The sequence below is a fragment of the Singulisphaera acidiphila DSM 18658 genome (assembly GCF_000242455.2).
In the GTDB taxonomy this organism is placed as follows: domain Bacteria; phylum Planctomycetota; class Planctomycetia; order Isosphaerales; family Isosphaeraceae; genus Singulisphaera; species Singulisphaera acidiphila.
Window position 1 is genome coordinate 7,520,178 of record NC_019892.1, and the last position, 16,601, is coordinate 7,536,778.

General features: G+C 61.6%; 11 protein-coding genes and 1 pseudogene. 6 read left to right on the forward strand and 6 right to left on the reverse strand.

The features are described from left to right. Positions 1-20: 20 nt before the first annotated feature. On the reverse strand, positions 21-545 hold the full coding sequence (locus tag SINAC_RS29330) for a hypothetical protein (RefSeq protein WP_015249185.1): 525 nt from the start codon (positions 543-545) through the stop codon (positions 21-23). Between the two features lie 391 nt (positions 546-936). Here SINAC_RS29330 and der point away from each other — a divergent pair, with 391 nt between their 5' ends. Continuing rightward, on the forward strand, positions 937-2,445 hold the full coding sequence (der, locus tag SINAC_RS29335) for a ribosome biogenesis GTPase Der (RefSeq protein WP_015249186.1): 1,509 nt from the start codon (positions 937-939) through the stop codon (positions 2,443-2,445). 139 nt (positions 2,446-2,584) lie between these two features. Continuing rightward, the gene (locus tag SINAC_RS29340; RefSeq protein ID WP_015249187.1) at positions 2,585-3,493 is read left to right on the forward strand and encodes a sugar phosphate isomerase/epimerase family protein; all 909 of its coding nucleotides are present in this window, start codon (positions 2,585-2,587) and stop codon (positions 3,491-3,493) included. Between the two features lie 133 nt (positions 3,494-3,626). Here the strand turns inward: SINAC_RS29340 and SINAC_RS29345 are convergent, their stop codons facing one another. The 5 genes from SINAC_RS29345 to SINAC_RS29365 all read right to left on the reverse strand — a co-directional run bounded on the left by SINAC_RS29345 (position 3,627) and on the right by SINAC_RS29365 (position 9,317). Next, positions 3,627-4,925 carry a DUF1501 domain-containing protein gene (locus tag SINAC_RS29345; RefSeq protein WP_015249188.1) on the reverse strand — a complete coding sequence of 433 codons (1,299 nt, stop codon included), beginning with the start codon at positions 4,923-4,925 and terminating at the stop codon, positions 3,627-3,629. Positions 4,926-5,040: 115 nt separating this feature from the next. Beyond that, a complete protein-coding gene (locus SINAC_RS29350; protein WP_015249189.1) occupies positions 5,041-7,536 on the reverse strand; it encodes a DUF1549 and DUF1553 domain-containing protein in 2,496 nt (831 codons plus the stop codon). After that, positions 7,533-8,186, reverse strand: coding sequence for a hypothetical protein (locus tag SINAC_RS29355; protein WP_015249190.1), 654 nt, complete (start codon positions 8,184-8,186; stop codon positions 7,533-7,535). Before SINAC_RS29355 ends, SINAC_RS29350 begins: the two co-directional genes overlap by 4 nt. Positions 8,187-8,189: 3 nt before the next feature. Further along, entirely contained in the window at positions 8,190-8,753 is a 564-nt protein-coding gene (locus SINAC_RS29360; RefSeq protein ID WP_015249191.1) for a hypothetical protein, read from the reverse strand. Positions 8,754-8,756: 3 nt separating this feature from the next. Then, positions 8,757-9,317 (reverse strand): RNA polymerase sigma factor, encoded by a 561-nt coding sequence (locus tag SINAC_RS29365; RefSeq protein WP_015249192.1) that lies wholly within the window; start codon positions 9,315-9,317, stop codon positions 8,757-8,759. Between the two features lie 236 nt (positions 9,318-9,553). Here SINAC_RS29365 and SINAC_RS29370 point away from each other — a divergent pair, with 236 nt between their 5' ends. The 4 genes and pseudogenes from SINAC_RS29370 (at position 9,554) to SINAC_RS29390 (ending at position 16,585) form a co-directional block, all read left to right on the forward strand. Next, the gene (locus SINAC_RS29370; RefSeq protein ID WP_015249193.1) at positions 9,554-11,029 is read left to right on the forward strand and encodes a DUF1501 domain-containing protein; all 1,476 of its coding nucleotides are present in this window, start codon (positions 9,554-9,556) and stop codon (positions 11,027-11,029) included. A gap of 434 nt (positions 11,030-11,463) precedes the next feature. Then, a pseudogene (locus SINAC_RS41410) lies at positions 11,464-12,006 on the forward strand (RNA polymerase sigma factor); the annotation flags it as partial. Positions 12,007-13,359: 1,353 nt separating this feature from the next. Next, positions 13,360-14,750 (forward strand): ISKra4-like element ISSiac4 family transposase gene (locus SINAC_RS29385; protein ID WP_086018153.1). Its coding sequence is split into 2 segments (ribosomal slippage): positions 13,360-13,567 and positions 13,567-14,750, totalling 1,392 coding nucleotides; the frame shifts between segments, so codons are not numbered across the junction. A gap of 176 nt (positions 14,751-14,926) precedes the next feature. After that, complete coding sequence (locus tag SINAC_RS29390; RefSeq protein WP_244884957.1) at positions 14,927-16,585, forward strand: TlpA family protein disulfide reductase; 1,659 nt, start codon at positions 14,927-14,929, stop codon at positions 16,583-16,585. Positions 16,586-16,601: the final 16 nt, after the last annotated feature.

Consider the following 16,601-nt stretch of genomic DNA (forward strand, 5'->3'; position numbering starts at 1 on the left):
AGCCGAACCCGCCTCGCGAATCAACTGATCACAACCAGCCCGATCCCACACTGTACCGGCCACGCGACGGCGAGCATCAGGCCGACCCGGTTCGTCCAGGGCATCGACGCGGTCCGCGCCGCCTGTTCGGGAGACACTGTAACCCAGGTCGTCCAGATCACCCAAAGCGCGATCAGCGAGACGATGGCCAGACCCACGATTAATCCCGTCGCAAACGAGGCATCATACGCGGACGTCCCGTCTCCGATCGTCGATCGCAGCAGGGCGCTCACCAGCCAGGGAGACCCGAGCAACGCCCAGAGGCCATCGCCCACCCGAGGATATCCCGGCTTCTGGCGGGCAAACCGGCGGACCACGAAAAGAAAAGGGCCGGTCGCCGTGAGCGAGACCCAGGTGAATGTACACCAGACGAGAGTCCAGCCAAACCCGGTCAGATTGTCGCGAATGATCTCTCGGAGGTGGACCGAGGCAACCGCGGCGCCCATCACCAGCGCCACCCCGTCGAGCACGCGAAAGCCGTCCTCATCGTTCATCCGATCTATCATGATCGAACTCCGTCGGAGAAGGAAGGCCGGCTCCGAATCGTCTCTTGAATCGCCGTACGAAACCGTTCGCGTCCGAACAGGAGGAGGATCGCACTCGGTTCGAGTCGATGGTAAACCCTGATTAAGCCAACGATTTCTCTCGATTCTCCTGGTGATTTGGTTCAGAATGGGCCACAAGCGAACAGAAAACGCCAGAAAATGCGCAAACGCCTGTTTGCCGGAATCTACTCACACCCCTTATAATTGACGGCGTTGGTGCATGGCAATGTTGTGATCGCTCGATGCCGAGGCAAGGCCAAGCCCAGAGTTCTCGTTTCTCTCCATTCCAACCGCGCTCCCATGTATCGCGCGGGCCCAGCCCAGCCGCTGGCGAAAGGTCATGGACGTTCTCATGCCTATTCCTAAAGTCGTCATCGTTGGACGGCCGAATGTCGGTAAATCTTCGCTGTTCAATTGGCTTGCAGGCCGTCGAATCGCCATTGTGGACGACATGTCGGGAGTCACACGCGACCGGGTCGGAGCCCTGGCGCAGGTAGGGGATGAAACCAATCCCCGCTTCTTTGAGTTGATGGATACGGGTGGCGTGGGCATGGTCGACCGTGACGACCTGTCCGAGGACGTCGATCGGCAGATCGAGACGGCCGTCACCGAGGCGGATCTCCTGCTCTTCGTCGTCGACATCCGCGACGAGTTGATGCCGCTCGATGAAGAAGTCGCACGGCGGCTCCGGTACATCAGCACGCCTGTCATCCTCGTGATGAATAAGGCGGATACCCCCGAGTTCGACCAGCGGGGCGCCGAGTTTTATAAGCTCGGTCGAGGGAAGCCCATCGCGATCTCGACTCAGCAAAACCGGAATAAGAAAGAGCTGCTCAAGCTCATCGAGAAAATGCTCCCGGCCGGCGATGACATGAAGCCGGCCGACTCCGTGATGAAGCTCGCCGCGGTCGGCCGGCCGAATACCGGGAAATCGACCTTCATCAATATGTTGGCTCGCGCCGAGCGCATGATCGTCTCCGAGCGTGCGGGGACGACCCGAGACTCGGTCGACGTCCACTTCGAGCTTGATGGACTCCCGTTCACGGCGATCGATACTGCGGGGGTGAAGCGGAAGGCCAAGATTCGCGAAAACCTCGACTTCTATTCGGTCCACCGCGCCGAGCGTTCGATTCGACGGGCCGACGTCGTCCTCCTCTTCCTCGATCCCACCCAGGGCATCTCGCGCCTCGACAAGCAGATGGCCGACTACATCGCCAAGCAATACAAGCCCTGTATCTTCGCGGTGAACAAGTGGGACCTGATGACTGCGGGAGGAGACGAGCAAGGCGTTCAAGGATCGATGTCCAAGTACGCCCACATCGTCCAGCACGCGTTCCGATCGATGTCGTACATGCCCTTGGCGTTTATCACCGCGAAGACAGGTAAGAACGTCAAGGCACTTCTGAACCTGTCGCAATCGATGCACAAGCAGGCCCAGAAGCGTATCGGCACGGGAACCTTGAACCGTGTGCTTCGCGAGGCCGTCGATGCCCATCCCCCGGCGGGTCGCGACAACCGGCAAGCGCGAATCTACTACGCGACTCAGGTCAGCTCGGGTCCCCCCACGATCGTCCTGTTCGTGAACAGTACTTCGCTCTTCGATGCGACCTATCAGCGCTATCTGCTCAATTACTTCCGCGAGAAACTGCCATTCCACGATATCCCGATCAAGCTCTATCTTCGCTCGCGCTCACAGACCGACCCGGAAACCCGACGAGCTCGCGCTGAGGACGATTTCACGATCGATGAAGGCCCTCGGGTCGAGTGGCCGTTCAAGGGAGCCCCTCCCCTCGGCGACGCCGGAAATTACCGGCAGCTCGATCGCGAGGTGAACGAGGCCCTTTCCGAGTTGGAGGACTGAGCCTCAGAGCGACTTCGAAAGCGAACCGGCGGCTTTTCCAGCCGCCGCCAAGTGGCGAACGAAAAGACACTGCGCTATGATCGGGACCAGCATCCCGATCGTGGCGTTTTTTTTTCTTTCCCACCGATTGAGGCTTCCGATGCAGCCGACGACTCGACGAGACTTCCTCCGAAATACGGCCTTGACCGTAAGCGGTTCCCTGCTTGCGGCCCGAACCGCGTGGGCAATTCCGGCGATCGGCCGAACTCGGCCGAGCCATTTGAAGCTGAGTCTTGCGGCCTATTCCTATCGCCAGCTCCTTCAGGGCAATGAGCCCAAGATGGACCTGTTCGACTTCGTCAACCTCGCCGCCGATCAGGGGCTCGACGGCGTGGAGTTGACCTCATATTACTTCCCGGCCGACGTAACGACTGAATACCTGCACCGGATCAAGCAACACGCCTTCGTACTCGGTCTGGACATCTCGGGGACCTCGGTCGGCAACAACTTCTGCGTACCCGACGGCCCTGCGCGCGACAAGCAAATGGAGCTCGTGCGGACCTGGGTGGACCGAGCCGCGGAGCTGGACGCTCCCGTGATTCGGATCTTCGCCGGGACCGTGGCCAAAGGGGATGACGAAGCCAAAGCCGTCGAACGCGCCATCGACGGCATCAAGGCCTCGTTGCCTTACGCGGCTGAGCGGGGCGTCAGCCTGGCGCTCGAGAACCACGGTGGAATCACCGCCACACCTGGGCAACTGCTCAAACTGGTCAAGGCCGTTGACGCCCCCAACTTCGGCGTGAACCTCGACACAGGCAACTTCCACGGCGAAGACCCCTATGCTGACCTGGCGGAGTTGGCCCCTTACGCGGTCAACGTCCAAGTCAAGACAGAGATCAGCCGTAAGGGACAGAAGAAGGAAGAGGCCGATCTCGCCAAGGTGATCGACATCCTCCGCACCGCCCGCTATTCCGGCTATGTCGTCCTGGAGTACGAGGCCGCGGAAGACCCGATGAAGGCCGTCCCCCGGCACATCAAGACGCTCCGGAACTTGATCGACGCTCGATAATCCTTCGACGCAATCGATCGATCCCGCTCAACAGAGTGGGATCACCTCAAGCTCAAGGGAGCCGACGAGCGACTTCGCTCCTCGACTCCCCTGAAGCAGGGTCTTTGGTATCCCAAAGGCAAGAGCGCTTTGCTCAGGCGAAGAGTTCCTTGATCGGAGCTCCATAGCGGGCGATCGCGATGGGCCGGCCGGTGTTGGTCTTGTATTCCTTCTGAACGTCGATACCGAGGCTGTGATAGAACGAGGCAGCCACCTGGTCAGGGGTAATCCCATCGCCGGAGGCCGGTCCCATTGCTTTTTCATCACTGGCACCGACGACTTGGCCCCCCTTGATGCCGCCCCCCCCCAACAGGACGAACATGGCCCGCGGGTAGTGATCGCGGCCGGCGTTGACGTTGATCTTGGGCGTACGGCCAAACTCCCCGGTCACGCAGACGATCGTGCTCTCGAGCAGTCCCTTGTACTCCAAGGCGGTGAAGAGACCGGAGATCGCGCTGTCGAGATCGGGGAGAAGCCTCGTCTTGAGGTTGTCGAAGTTCTGCACGTGAGTGTCCCAGCCGCCGCTGGAAACGCTGACGAACCGCACGCCGCTCTCCACCAGTCGGCTCGCCAGGAGACAACTCTGGGCAAACGGCTTTTCGTTAAAGAGTGAGCCGATGCTGGGCGACTCCTGGCTGATATCAAACGCCCTGCGCGACCGGGGGGAGCTGATGATGTCATAGGCGCGCTGGGAGAACTTATCGAGGCCGTTGACCAGGTCGCTCTCGGTTTCGAAGCCGCGAAACGTGGTGTCGAGGTTCTTTAAAAGATTCCGACGTGTCTCGATATCTTCGACCGTAAGTCCACGGCCCAGCGAGATGCCTCGGACGGCAAAGGGCTGGCCGGCACGCGGGGCGTTCGTGGTATTGAACGGGGAGAACTCGACGCCGAGATAGCCGGGGACTTGCGGCGTGTTCGGGATCGCAACGAACGGGGGCAGGTCAGGCGGCCCCCCCAGTTCTTTGCTCACGACCGAGCCGAATCCGGGAAACTGGAGCGAGGGGATCGGGCGATTCCCCGTGTTCATATACTGGCTGCCCAGGTCGTGGGCGGCAAGGCTGTGGCTGACACCGCGGAGCAGCGCGAACTTGTCCGCGCACCGCGCCAGCTTGGGCAAGTGCTCGCTAATCTCAATGCCCGGCACGTTGGTTTCGATCGGGTTGAATTCCCCCCGAAACTCCTTGGGCGCATTCGGCTTCAAGTCGAACGTGTCCATGTGCGACGGACCGCCCGCAAGGTTGATGAAGATCGCCGAGGTCGCCTTGCTGGCGCGGATCTCTCCAGCTTCCGCCAATCGGAAATAATTCGCGAGGCTCATCCCCGAAACACCGAGGACGCCCAGCTTCAGGAAGTCACGTCGCCGGACCCCATCGCAGTACTGGTTCGTCGCCATGTTTGTAACGTCTCCCTTTGCGAGAACGTGAATGATCGTCTGAATCTTGAAGAGGATTCGCAAAGCCCTGTCCCGGGCAAAGGGGACAGAGCCAAGGCCCGAACCGCCCAACCAATCAATGGTTCGTGATGAATTCCTTGGTGTTGAGCAAGGCCCAGAGCAGGTCGCGCAGCCCCTGCTCTTTGCCCTTCGACTGCTTGAGGTGGTCGAGAGCGACGGCGACCTCGTTCTCTGCCGGGTTCCGCCCGAGCGTCCGAAGATAGGCCTCGCGAATCATGGCTTCAGGGTCGATGGGCGTCGCCTGGACGTCATCGTCCTTACGGACGGTGCGGAGCGTCTCTCCAAGCCAACCTTTCGGCCGAACAATCGAGGCAAGCACTTCCTGATCATTCTGAAGGTAGATCGACTGGAGGAGGTTGGGTTCATCCGACCGGTTGCAATCACAATTGGTGTCACGAGTCGAGCGACCAAACACCTTGCCGGCATACAGGTTGTTCCCTGGCCGATAGCCCCCGGCTCCCTTGGGTCCGATCGCACGGTCGATGCCCGTGGAGGCGAGCTTGACCAGGTCGGTCGCCGAAGCCGTGGACTGGGCCACGGCGTCGATGAGCACCTCGGCGGGCAGTCGGCGAACCATGGCTCGGCTGAAGTTCCGCTCGTCGAGCCGGTTCGTCTCGTTGGTCTTCCAGCTTCGCTGGTAGGTATCGCTCAGGACGACCTCGCGATGGAGCCACTTCATATCGAAGTTGTGGCTGAGGAAACCCTTTGCCAGATAATCCAGCAGTGCCTCGTTGCTGGCCGGGTTGGCCATGTTCATGTCATCAGGCGGGTTGACGATTCCCTTGCCGAAATAGTTGGCCCAAACCCGGTTGACGAAGGCGCGAGCGAAGTAAGGATTGTCCTGATTCCGCATCCAATTCATGAGCGGTTCGCGAGGATCGTCGACACTGGCCAGAGAGACCTCCTCACCACCGAGCAACTTCGGAGTGGCAACCCGGCCCCCGCCGTTCTTCGGGGCGTTCGGCTGACCGCGTCGGCCCGCGCCACGATTGCCGTTGTTGACGAAGACTTCCTGCCAAGGGATCGGATTCCCTTTCCTCATCTCCTTCTCGAGAATTTTCCGACGCTCACCGCCATTGGTCGTCTTCGCAAGACCGAGTTCTTCGGTGAGCTTCTTGACGACCTCACGCGACTCCTGCCCAGGCCCCACCGCATAGCGGATCGGGCGGAAAAACTCGGTGAACTGCTTGAAGTCATCCTGGGTCCACTGATCGAACGGGTGCTTGTGGCACTGGGCGCACTCGAGACGGACGCCGAGGAACGTGTAGCTGAAGCCAAGCGCCTTCTCTTCGGGCTGTCGCATGTTGCGCCGAGCCCAGAAGTAGGGCATGGTGTCCCGCTCACTGTAGGCAGGCGGATTCTCCTCGCGGAAGTAGGAGCTTTCCTCTTTGATGAAGTCTTCATAGCTCTGGCCCAGCTTGCGGCTGGACGCCATGACGATGCCGGCGATCAGTTGGTCGTAAGGCATGTTCTGCTCAACCCGGCGGTAGATCCATTCGTACCAGAACCGAGAAGGCTCGTCGGTATTCACCTGCATCTGGAGCGCACGCGGGGCGTTCCCGGTAATGTCGCAGAGCTTGTTCGTCCACCAGGCGGCGTAGGTGGGCCGCGAAAGCAGCTCGTCCACCTTCTGCTCACGCTTCTTGGGCCAGGCGTCGGCCAGGAACGCGTTGACCTCGGCGGGGGTCGGCAGCGTGCCCGTCATGTCGATGCTGACCCGGCGGAGGAATTCGGAGTCCGAGCAGACCTCGGCGGGGACCACACCCAACTTGCGAAGCTTGTTCACAACCAGCTCGTCGACCTTCGTCGACGTGGGCACTTGCGGATACTTCGGCCCCACCTGGTCCGAGATGGGCGAGAGGATCTGGGTCACCGCCAACCCATTGTCGTAGAAGGCGACAATGTGCGTGTCCCCCTTCCCCATGCTCGTGATCAGGCCGTCCTGGTCAACCTCGGCGATCGATTCGTCATTCGTCCGGAACCGGCTGATGCAGGTTACATCCTCCTGGCTACCGTCGGACCAGTGCGCTACGACTTTGAGGGGAACCTGCTCCCCTTCGCGACTGAAGACGATCTCGGTCGGCGTCACGTCGAGCCGCTCGAAATGGGCGGGGTTCGTTACCCCCTTGGCCCCTTGATCGATCCAACGCACAAGCATGCGATACTGCCAGCTCTCCTCGTCCATCCGCTTACCCCCCTTGTGGGGGATTTCAAGCGTCGGCTTCTGGATGATCTTGCTGGCCTCGGGATCGTCTCGGTTCACCCGTGCGGAGCCCTCTTTGAGCAGGGCCTCGTGGTCCATTTTGAAGTCATAGCCGAAGAGGGAGAGCCGGAACCCTCCCTGCCCCTGGAACGACCCATGACAGGCGCGTGCGTTGCACCCGAGGCGACCCATCAGGGGCAGGATGTGCCGCTGAAAATCAGGGACCTCCTCGACCTCGGGAGTGGCGAACCGATCCTTGACCGGGCGGATCAACTCGCCGTACGACCACGGCGTCGTCAAGGCGACCAGCACCAGAGCGGCGCTGAGCCTGGCGTAACGATCGTTCATGCCTTGCTCTCCTTCTTGGCACGCTCAGGCTTGGCCGGGGCGGATGTGCCACCGTCTTGACGCCGTGCGCGGCGAACCTTCTTTTGAAGCTCCAGCAACCGATTGTCGATCTGTCGATCTCGATTATCTTTCAGGCGTTTAACCGTCTTCTCAATCTGACTCAGGCGAGCCTTGAGCTGCTCTTCCAGGAGCTCTTGCTTGCGAATCTCGAGGTCGAGCTGGTTCTCAAGCGCGAGCCGCAACTGGCTCTCCAGCTCGGGCGACGGCGAACTGATCAGCTTGGCCGCAAGCAGTTCCGCCTTTGACTTGGCCTTCCAGAATTCCAGGCCGACTTCGTACTGAGGGGGATTGTTCTTCTTGAGCACCTCGAGCGATTGACTCACCTGAAACAGCTCCGCGATCGCTCGGCTATATTCTTCGGGCCTCATCGCCTTGAGCTGTTCGAGCAGGGTGGCAAGCTCACGATGATGTTCCTTGACGAAGGCAAGCGCGATCTTTTCACGCTCGGCCGGCGGCAAGGTACTTTTATTTTTTTCCACACGGTTGGATTTAACCGTTTCCTCAGCGCGAGGCGTTTTCGGTTCGTCAGCCATCGTGAAAGCAAGATTCAGCCCGAGAGCAGCGAGGAGCGGGATCAGATAGCAACGCATCGCTCAGTTCTCCCTCATACCGGCCCCGGAGGGCCCCGAAGTCTCGCGGAGCGATGCCGCTTCCAGGAGCCAGTGAGGTAACAACTCGTCTTCCACGGCCGAGGCGCCGGGGGGTTGCAGATCAGGCGAGGCCGAAGTCATCGGCTCATCGAGCCAGGCCAGCAGTTCGCCATGAGAAACCAGGTCGATTTCGCCGGCCTCTCTCAAGCCCGACCAGGCGATGGCGACCGCGTCGGGTGGGTTCGGGCTGGCGATGGAAGGACCAGCCACCGGCTTCGGGCCCGCGACCTGGCCGTATTGACTCGCCAATCCGACGGCCAAGGCGAGGCAAGCCGCCGCCAAGCCAAGTCGCATCGGGCTGAATCCGCGCCATTTCCGACGCATGGGAATCAGTTCGAAGCTCGACGCGGGCAGACGCGAGATGGCGAAGGTCAACTCGACGGCTTCCGCCACGGCCTCACGAGCCGACTGGTCGTCCGCCAGCAGGCTCTCAAAGGCCGCCCTCTCGTCGTCGGGCAACTCGTTCGCGATATAGCGAACCGCGAGTAGGAGGAGGTCAGACGGCATCGATCAATCTCCCGGGCGTAAGGAACGCCTCAGTTTTTCCAGCGCGAGCCGCATCCGGGTCAAAACGGTCCCCAGAGGCAACCGATATTCTTGGGCGATCTCTGCAAACGTCTTGTCTTCGTACATCCTTGCCCAGACGACTCGCCGCTGCTCCGGGGGTAAATCCCCCAGCGCCTGCCGTACCGCCTCAATCGTCTCGTCCCGAATCACCTGCTCGTCGGGTAGTTCCACGGCGTGACCACCGAGATCGGCCAATCGGCGAACTCCCTGGTCACGAGCGTCCCGTCTCCGCCGTGCAGTCAGGGCCTCATGAAAGGCCACCCGAAAGAGCCAGCCTTTGAAGGTCTCGGCCCGGGCGGTATGCCCGAACTCGACGGCCTTGGTATAGGTGGCTTGAATCACATCATTCGTCAGTTCCGGATCGCGAGTCACCCCCAGAATGAACCGGCGGAGCTCGGGTCCGTGGCTCTCGTAGAGGGCCACAAACCGCGTTGCATCGACGATTCCACCAGGCTTCGAACTCTCGGCATGCGGGACCGACGGGTGGTCGTTCGCATCATTCATCAACGACCCTCCCCTGTCGCAAGATAACGATGCGCAGGCCGACCGATTTATTTTCAGGTTCCCGACGGATTTTCGGAAAGGCTCTCGGTCGCTCCCTCAGCACGCTGGAAAACGTGCCGGAGGTCGATTCGGGCATGAGGAGGAGGATTGGACTTCGCCCGGAGGCCCGGCTAAGCTTAAACAAGTTATTAACGGGGACGTGAAATCCTGGACGACCCGAGGATCGGAGACAAGCCATGCCACGGTTGAATCAAAAGGGCTGTCCGACACCGTTCCTTCACCCAAAACTCTCGAGGCGGGTTGCCATCCAGGCGGGCGCGGTCGGGCTCCTGGGACTCGGGACAAACCACCTGACCGCCTTGCAAAGTCTCGCCGCGACAGGCGAAGTGGCTCAGGCAGCCCCACGCGCCCGCGCAGTGATCTACATCTTCCTCTCGGGGGGTCTGGGGCAGCAAGATAGCTTCGACCTCAAGCCCGAAGCGCCCGAAGAGATTCGCGGCGAGTTCAAACCGATTGCCACCCGTACACCTGGGATCGAGATCTGCGAGCATCTGCCGATGCTGGCGAGCCGGAGCCAGCACTGGTCATTGCTGCGGTCACTGACCCACTCCTCGAACGATCATTCGGCCGGCCACCTGATCATGCTCACAGGTCGGACCCAGCTTCCTCCGGGGTTCGATCCCACGAAGCCGAATCCGACCGATTGGCCCTCGATCGCCGCCATCGCAGGTGCCCTGACGAAGCCGAGGAACAACCTTCCGCCCGCGGTAATCCTCCCCGAAAAGCTCGTGCACAACTCGGGCCGAGTCATCCCAGGGCAGCTCGCAGGGGTCATGGGGCCGTCGCGCGATCCGATGTTGATCGAAGCGTCTCCCTTCGATCCGAATGCGTATGGAGCTTATCCCGAGTACGAGTTCGATCATCAGGAACGGAAACGGACGCCCACGGTGAAACGCTTCCAGGCGCCCAACCTGAGCCTGCCCGAAGGCTTCGGTGCGACTCGGTTCTCCCATCGCCTCGAGCTCCTCGATCATCTCGACGCTCAGCGTCGCGAGCTCGACGAGAACGCGCAGACCGTCCAGCTCGATCGGCATCGCCAGGACGCCATCTCGATGCTGACCGACCCCCGCGTCAAACAGGCCTTCGACGTCATGAGCGCCGATCCGAAGATGCTCGAACGCTACGGTCGAAACTCGTTCGGCTGGTCCCTCTTGATGGCGCGGCGATTAGTGGAAGCAGGGGTCAACCTGGTTCAGGTCAACCTCGGCAACAACGAGACGTGGGACACCCACGGCAACGCCTTCCCACACCTCCGCAACAACCTCTTCCCACCGACCGACCGAGCCTTGTCCGCTCTCCTCGACGACCTGCACTCCTCCGGCCTGCTCGACTCAACACTGATCGTGATGGCGGGAGAGTTCGGTCGCACGCCTCGAATCTCGACTCTCCCTAACTTTTACAAGTCCTCGGGACGCGACCACTGGGGGCACGTGCAGACCGTCTTCTTCGCTGGCGGCGGAACACAAGGCGGACGGGTCGTCGGCTCCACCGACAAGAACGCAGGTTATCCCACCTCCAATCCGCAGACGCCCGAAGCATTGGCTGCGACCATCTATCGATCGCTGGGCATCCCCCAATCAACCCACTGGACTGACGCTCAGAGCCGACCCCATTACATCTACTATGGCGAACCGATCGCCGGCCTCTTCTAAGGCGTCACGCTGTCGGACCTGAGGAATCCTCGCTTCCATGGGAGGGCACAACCCATCATCCGTCTGGGTTGATTAAGAGCCAGATCCAGGATGGGCCATGCCCACCATCTCGAACAGAGCACGCGATCAGGGGAATCCCAACGGTGGTTTGCCTCCCCTGAAACATAAAATTCACACTTCTCGATCAAATTGACATCCTGACAGATTGAGAGAAAACCGATAACGCTTGTCCTTCTCTCGGATCATGGCCTTGCCTCTTTCCTCACGGCCTCCGAGCCAGTTCCGCAGTTCTTCCTCGACTTTCAACGCTTTCGCAAAGAAAAATGTATTGGGAGCGCGACGACCGGGCATTACCTGGGCGTAGTCGGTGATGAGGGGGGCTGTTTGGGAATGGCGGTATGACGAGATTACAACCAGCGGTGGCCTTTCGGCAGATGCGTGCACTCTTCGGGCTGGGAGCCGCGGGCGGCCTGACGGACGAGCATCTGCTGGAAATATTCTCGACAGGACAACGGGAAGCGGCGGAGGCCGCTTTCGCAACTCTGGCTGAACGCCACGGGCCGATGGTGCTCCGCGTCTGCCAGGGAGTGCTGGGCGACTCGCATGATGTCCACGACGCCTTCCAGGCCACTTTCCTGGTGCTCGTCCGCAAGGCGGGCTCGCTCTGGATCCGAGACTCGCTCGGTCCCTGGCTTCACGGAGTGGCCCTCCGGGTCGCGACCAAGGCAAAGGTTGCCGCGATCCGCCGGCAGACGCACGAGCGCCGGGCCGCCGAAGCAGGGGAGGCAACCTGTCATGGCGAGTACGACGGTCACGCCTCAACGCTCCACGAAGAAATCGACAAACTGCCGCAGAAGTACCGGGCGCCGATCGTCCTCTGCTACCTCGAGGGTCTCACCCACGAAGGGGCCGCGACGGCCTTGAACTGGCCGGTGGGAACCGTCCGCGGCCGGCTGGCCCGCGCCCGGGATCTCTTGAGAACCCGCCTGATCCGACGCGGGCTGGTCCCATCGGCAGCAACGCTCGGTGCGATCCTCACCGCGGAAGGTGCCTCCGCAGCGCCGCTTTCGGAACCTTCGATCCGAACCCTGTTATCGCTCGTGGCGGAACGGTCGGCCGGGTTGGCCCCGGCAGCGGTTGCGGCTCTTGCCGACGGGTGTCTGAGGATGATGACAATGGCCAGGCTCAAAATCGCGACGGTGTTGCTTCTGGTCGCATTCGCCGCACTCGGGCTGGCCGAAGCGGCCCGAACGAAATCGCCCGGCGGCGATCACAGGGCGGTACAGGCTCCACTTCTGGCCCGGGCCAATGCTGACGCTGACGGCCCGGCGAAGCCCACGCCACCTGAATCATGGCCAGCCGGCGTTGAGGTAAAGGGACGGGTCGTGGACCACGACGGCGCCGCGGTGGCCGGCGCAGACATCCTCCTTCTCGGAAGCGAACAGCTCACGGTCTACGCAAACGCCGGTGCCAAGGAAGGGCAGGTCCGCTCCAGCATCGCCACACAGCCGGCCAACGCAGCCCCTTCCGTCAAGACCGATGGCCAGGGACGGTTCTCCCTGCGACGGTCGGGGTCTCCGGCAAACCGGATCGCGGTCGTCTCCGCACAGATGCTGCTCTGGGAGGTCACGCGCAAGGAGTTCGCGGACGCGAACAACCTACTGATCACACTGCCCAAGCCAGTCGCGCTGACGCTCCATGCTGAGATCCCCGAGAAGCCTGCGAAGCAGGAATTCTGGATGACCGGACGGCTCCTCAACCGGGTCGACTGGGAATCGGATTCGGTATTCTACAGAGAAATTCAAGTGCCAAACCCTGGCCAGCGGATCGTCGGGTCACTGCCACCCGCCCAATACGCTATTGAACGGATCAACTTCACGCCGCAGGGGAGAGGGAGTAACTTGATGACCCAATGCGAACGGCGGTTGCTGCCGATCGAGCCGGGGAAACGGGTGGATGTCACCTTCGACCGCAAGATTGGCCGCCGCATTGAGGGCCGCGTTCGCGGACTCGAGAACGTCAAGCTCCGCTACGCAATGGTGAGCATTGGCTTCTTTGGGCCGGAAGAACAATTCTCACCAGGCGGCAAAAAGTCAAGTCTTGTCACTCACTTCGATGTGCTCTCTATCGGCCCGGATGGCCGCTTTGCAACGCCCCTGCTTCCGCCCAATCGCTACGAGTTTGAACTCTCCGCCATGCGCGCTACAACCCCCAATCAGGATGGACAGTCCTACGACGGTGAGCGTCTTGACAGTTGGTGGAATCTTTGTACACAAGAGGGAAACCGGCGGTACCTGAGGAAAACCCGACCTCGGAAACGGAGTCCATCCATGCCGACCGCACCCGTGCCTCCCGAGAAACAGGCTGAAATCGCGGGGCTCGAGCAAGCCATCCGCGAGGCCGGCGATGCCGAAATCAGCGAACTCGCGGCCAATCTTGCCATCACCGACGACGCCCACCTCTTCGGCGCCAACGAATTCAAGATCCGGGCCCTGGCTCACAAGATCGCCGCCAAGGCGATCGAGCAGCACCTGACGCGAAAAAAAACGGATACGACGGAGCCAGCGTAACCTGTCCCCACTGTAGCCGGACGGCGGAGTTTCATTCGCACCGCCTGCACACCTCCTTCACCCTTGTGGGAGCCGTCCGCTACCGCCGGGCTTACTACCTCTGTCGATGCTGTGGCAAGGGGCTGTTCCCCTTCGATCGCGAAGCGGGGCTGACGACCCGCGACTTGACGCCGGCTTTGGAACGCGTCGCGAGCTTGGCCGGGGCGGTTGCCGACAGCTTCGAGAAGGGGGCGGAACTGCTCGAAGAGATGGGGGGTGTCCGGGTCTCGGAATCGACTGTCGAACGGACCACCGAAGAGGCCGGTCAACGTCTGGCTGAGGCGGTCCAGGCCGGCTCGCACTTGGGTCCCCCGGCCGACTGGCCCTGGCACAAGGATTACGAAGGCCAACGTTGTGCGTACGTCGAACTCGACGCCACTGGGGTGCGGCGTCAAGGGGAGGGAGGGGGACCCGCCGAAGGCCGCATGGCCTACGTGGGGATGGTCTGTAACCCCACCCCGGAGTGGCCTTGGCCCGACGAGAAACCGCAGCCGATGCAGGCGCGTTACCTCGCGGGCCTGTATCCCTTGGAGGAGTTCGGTCCCTTGCTCCGCACGCCCGCCGGAGACGTCGGTATGGACCGGGCCGATCGCTGGATCGGCCTCTCCGACGGCGGTGCGGGCCTGGAGGATCGACTCCGTGAAAACTTTCCGCGTGTGGAAGTGATCATTCTTGACTTTTTTCACCCTGCGGAGAAGCTCACCGGCTTGGCGCGTCTGCTGCACCCTCAGGACGAGGACCAAGCCGAAGACCAAGCCCGGCGATGGCGACAGTTGCTCAAAGAGGAAGGGGGCGCGGTGTTGGGATCTGTCCTGCGGGAATGGGACTGGCCGCGCCGGCCTGGCCTGGGCGAAGCCGCGACCGAGTTAATCGGTTACCTTGAACGCCAGGCGCACCGGATGGACTATCCCGAATACCTGGCGCGTGGCTGGTGTATCGGGAGCGGGGCGATCGAGAGCGCGTGCAAGACGGTGGTGGGGCAGCGTCTGAAACTGGCCGGAATGCGTTGGGGCGAAGACGGCGCTCACGCCCTCTGCCACCTCCGCGCCCTCTACCGCAGCGAAAAAGGCCAGTGGGACGCCTTCTGGAATCGCGACTATTCCAGCAACTGAACGTCCGTCCTACCAACTAATGTGATGCTCACCGGTCCTACGACTTCAGCGGATCAGTAACAGTCGTCGTCCCCGAGACGGGCGAGGTCCCCCCGGTCGAGATCATCGCCAAGGAACGCGATTCTACAACGAACGACCGGTCCCAGTCTCACGACCCGAAGCAGCCACGGTTGGAGGTGCGCGCCCGCGACGAGGCCGGCCTACCGATCAAGGACTTTGAGATCCAACTCTACGGTCCTCCCAACACCTCACCGGAGGCGTTCGGCGTCGACGGCCTCGCGGTGCTGACCGACTCCGAACTGAAAACCTGGAACCATGGCGATTTGATCGTCTCCGCCCCGGGCTTCGCCTCAACGATCCGCGAGTTCGGCCCGGTCAACGAACTCCGCAAGCTCGATGTCCCCCTCAAACGGGGAACCAAAGTTCGCCTGCGCGTTCGTGACTGGGTGGGGAAACCGATCCCGCCCACCCTCATGCCGTTGCCCCAGGTCTACCTCTTGAGGCACCGCAAGGACGCATGGTTCTCCTTCGCGCTAGGGGATCCTGAGACACGAGCCGATACCGTCGAGCGGACAAATTTTCTCAAAGTCCACCGCGAAGATGATGGTGACTTCGCGTTCCACATCCCGACTGACCAGACCGAGCCCCTCTACTTCGGTTTTAGCCATCCCGACGTGCTCCGCTACTTCGAAAAAGGCCCCGTGCCAGCCTCAGACCTCACAGGCGGTGTCTGGGACGTCGTCCTTCCCCAACCCGCTACGCTCGACGCCTCATTGAAGGCCTCCCGTGGGGCGGGCGAGAAAACTCCATTTGCGAGCGGACGCTACCACCTATCCCAAATCATCCCGGAGCAAACCGACTCCGGGCCGATCCTGGAGACCGGTACGCTCAAGGATCCCGAATGGCGATCCACAATCCCGCGCCTGGCCCCCGGTGCCTACAACTTCTACATCCAGACCACGCCGAGTGAGGGGATGAACACACGTCTGAATCTCGAGGCCCAGGTCGGGGAGTTCCGTGATCAGCGCAAGCTCGATCTGAAACCAGGCGAGCACGCAACCCTCACGCTCGACCCTCCTCCGTTCAATCCTGATGCATGGCGTGGCAAACTCTCGGCAACCGTCATCGTCAACCCGGCCGGGGATCGAACGCTCAAGGACGAAGAGTATCGAGTGTCCTACATCCTCCCAAACTACGGCTACCTGCCCGTCGCCAAGGGGATGCTTGGGAGCGAGGGCAAAATCGTGCTCGAAAACCTCGCGCCCAGCGGCTCGAACCCGTTCGGCGGCCAGTACACGGTCGATGTCGCGGGCGAACCCTTGGGGCATTTCAACCTCAAGGACAAGCCGGAGCGGCAGGAGTTCCCGTTCCGGATACCCTTGCAGAGCGGGGACCTAGCGGCCGACAGCGAGGTCCAGGACCTTGAGACAAGTAAGCCGGTCCGGATCTCCGACTTCCGCGGCCGGGTCGTGTTCCTCGAGTTCTGGGCAACCTGGTGCGGACCCTGTCGTGAACCGAGACAAAAACTCGACGCGCTCGGCAAGCGCCACGGCAAGGACTGGGGAAACGACGTGGCGCTCATCGCGATCGGGACCGACAACGACCGTGAAGTACTCCGTCGGCACGTACAACAGAACGGTCTGACAAACATCCGAAACTTCTGGAGCCCCCAGGACCACCCCGAGCAGGCTTCGTCCGCCTATGCGGCCTACTCAATCTCCAGGGTGCCAACAGCCTTCCTGATCGGTCGCGACGGCCGGATCCTCTGGCGAGGCCATCCGCAATCCCTCGAGGTTGAGAGTAAGATTGAGGAACTGCTCGCCCAGGACCGCTGAGGATATCAACGTGCAG

What these genes read in the sequence shown, in the direction of transcription:
- SINAC_RS29370 (WP_015249193.1), top strand. Translation starts at nt 9,554, where the DNA reads ATGCCACGGTTGAATCAAAAGGGCTGTCCGACACCGTTCCTTCACCCA.
- der (WP_015249186.1), top strand. Translation starts at nt 937, where the DNA reads ATGCCTATTCCTAAAGTCGTCATCGTTGGACGGCCGAATGTCGGTAAA.
- SINAC_RS29345 (WP_015249188.1), bottom strand. Translation starts at nt 4,925, where the DNA reads ATGGCGACGAACCAGTACTGCGATGGGGTCCGGCGACGTGACTTCCTG.
- SINAC_RS29350 (WP_015249189.1), bottom strand. Translation starts at nt 7,536, where the DNA reads ATGAACGATCGTTACGCCAGGCTCAGCGCCGCTCTGGTGCTGGTCGCC.
- SINAC_RS29360 (WP_015249191.1), bottom strand. Translation starts at nt 8,753, where the DNA reads ATGCCGTCTGACCTCCTCCTACTCGCGGTTCGCTATATCGCGAACGAG.
- SINAC_RS29355 (WP_015249190.1), bottom strand. Translation starts at nt 8,186, where the DNA reads ATGCGTTGCTATCTGATCCCGCTCCTCGCTGCTCTCGGGCTGAATCTT.
- SINAC_RS29340 (WP_015249187.1), top strand. Translation starts at nt 2,585, where the DNA reads ATGCAGCCGACGACTCGACGAGACTTCCTCCGAAATACGGCCTTGACC.
- SINAC_RS29365 (WP_015249192.1), bottom strand. Translation starts at nt 9,317, where the DNA reads ATGAATGATGCGAACGACCACCCGTCGGTCCCGCATGCCGAGAGTTCG.
- SINAC_RS29330 (WP_015249185.1), bottom strand. Translation starts at nt 545, where the DNA reads ATGATAGATCGGATGAACGATGAGGACGGCTTTCGCGTGCTCGACGGG.